Here is a 2,066-nt window from a genome sequence, read left to right on the forward strand (position 1 = left end):
CCCAAAAGGCGCGCCGGGACTGGGTCCAATCGGCAATCATCCGCAGGCCTTCGGGGCGGGCGGAATACAGCCGCTTGGTGCCATCGGCGCGCTGCGTGACCAGCCCGGCCTCGCGCAGCACCTTCAGATGGCGCGAGATCGCAGGCGCCGAAATGCCCGCACCCGGTGCCAGATCGCCTGCAGGCAGTTCGCCTTTGAGAATCAGCTGGTCCACAATCGACATACGGGTTTCATCCGACAGCGCGGCAAAAGACTTCAGAATCGGTATCATATCTATTATTATCACTTTTGTTAATTAAGTGTCAGGTTAAAAATGGTAGTAGACATCTGGGTGCAATTGGCCCGTATACAGCAAGACAAAACCGCGCGGCCCAAGGTCCGTTGCCGCTGCCGGTTCCGGCGGTGGCAGGTCCGGGTCAGGAAATCACCGCATATCCCAAAGCAGCTTGGCCGCCAGGGTTATTGAGGTCAGCACCAGCAGCGGTTTGATCAGCTTCGCCCCCTGCCTTTTTGCAAGCCCGGCTCCTGCCCGCGCACCGGCAATCTGGGCCAATCCCATCAGCAAGCCCGTGATCCACCAGGGGGAGGCGAAAAAGGAAAAGGCAACAAGGCCGCCCGCATTGGAAGCAAAGTTCAACAGCTTGGTATGGGCCGTGGCCTTAAGGATGCCGTAACCAGCAATGGAGACAAAGGCGAGCATGTAGAAACTGCCTGCCCCCGGTCCCAGCAGCCCGTCATAGGCACCGCACAAAGGAACCATCGTTGCGGCAAACAGGGCAGGCGACAGGCGGCGCTGCCGGTCCAGATCATCCAGGCCTTTCTTGGTTGCAAAGAAGATGGCAATGGCAATCAGCAGCACCGGCAGGAACAGCCGGATCCACTCGGTGGGCAGGAAGGTCACCAGAAAAGCGCCTGCGACGGACGCGGCAAAGGTTATCAGCGCAGGTATACGCTGCGATTTCAGATCAACGTGGCCGGCTCGGGCATAGGTGGCTGCCGCGGTGGCGGCCCCGAACAGCGCCTGGACCTTGTTTGTCGCCAGGGCCGTGACCGGGCTGGCCCCCGCCAGCAGCAGAACAGGCAAAGTGACTAGTCCGCCGCCGCCGGCAACCGCGTCAATGAAACCCGCGACAAACCCGGCTGCCAGCAAAAGCAGCAGGGTTTCGATCCCCACTTCCAGCATGTGATTGATCAGCCTTTGAAATCGTCCTGGCCGTAGCCTTGGATGTACAGCAACGCAGTCAGGTCGCCGTGGTTGATGCGGATATCGCATTCCGCCGCGACCGAAGGTTTTGCATGCAAGGCTACGCCGGCGCCCGCACGTTTCAGCATTCCCAGATCATTGGCGCCGTCGCCAACAGCAATGACATCCGCCTCGCCAATCCCCTGCCGGGCGGTGATCTGCTCCAGCGCCTCCACCTTGGCTTCCCGGCCCAATATCGGCCTGCCTGCTTCTCCGGTCAGCTTGCCGTCATTTATCAACAGCGTGTTGGCGCGGTTTTCATCAAACCCCAGCTCGGCCGCCACCTGAGCGGTGAACGCCGTGAAGCCGCCGGACACCAGCGCCGCATAGGCGCCCTCTGCCTTCATCGTGGCCAGCAGATGCCTGCCGCCGGGCATCAGCGTGATGCGCTCGGCCAGCACCTTGGCGATCACCGTTTCTGGCAGCCCTTTCAACAGTCCCACCCGCTCGGTCAGTGCGCCTTCAAAATCCAGCTCGCCGTTCATTGCCCGTGCGGTGATGTCCTTGACCCGCGCGCCAACGCCCGCTTCCTCTGCCAGTTCGTCAATGCACTCTTGCTGGATCATGGTGGAATCCATGTCGGCCAGCAGCATCTTCTTTTTCCGTCCGGCGTTGGGCTGAATAACCAGATCCACGCCCAGCTTCTGCAGATCCTCCCAGACCTCCCAGCGGTTGTCCGGCATCTGCGCCAGCGGAAACTCAGCCGCGGCACCCGGGGCTAGCCAGACGGCCTCGCCGCCGCCCCAAGCATTGCGCAGCGATTCGATCAGCGCAGGCTCCAAACCCGGGCTGGCAGGGTTGCAAAGCAGGGTGGCAGCAAACA

The 2,066-nt window shown here is 61.5% G+C and carries 3 protein-coding genes; all 3 read right to left on the bottom strand.

From position 1 onward, the window contains the following. On the bottom strand, positions 1-271 hold a 271-nt coding region (locus A2I95_RS33535), incomplete at its 3' end, for a helix-turn-helix transcriptional regulator (protein WP_291736787.1). Between the two features lie 153 nt (positions 272-424). Continuing rightward, positions 425-1,183, bottom strand: coding sequence for a TSUP family transporter (locus tag A2I95_RS33540; RefSeq protein WP_291736788.1), 759 nt, complete (start codon positions 1,181-1,183; stop codon positions 425-427). Positions 1,184-1,191: 8 nt separating this feature from the next. After that, a partial coding sequence (gene serB, locus A2I95_RS33545) for a phosphoserine phosphatase SerB (protein WP_291736790.1) occupies positions 1,192-2,066 on the bottom strand: 875 nt, incomplete at its 5' end.

Source organism: Leisingera sp. F5, from assembly GCF_001593695.1.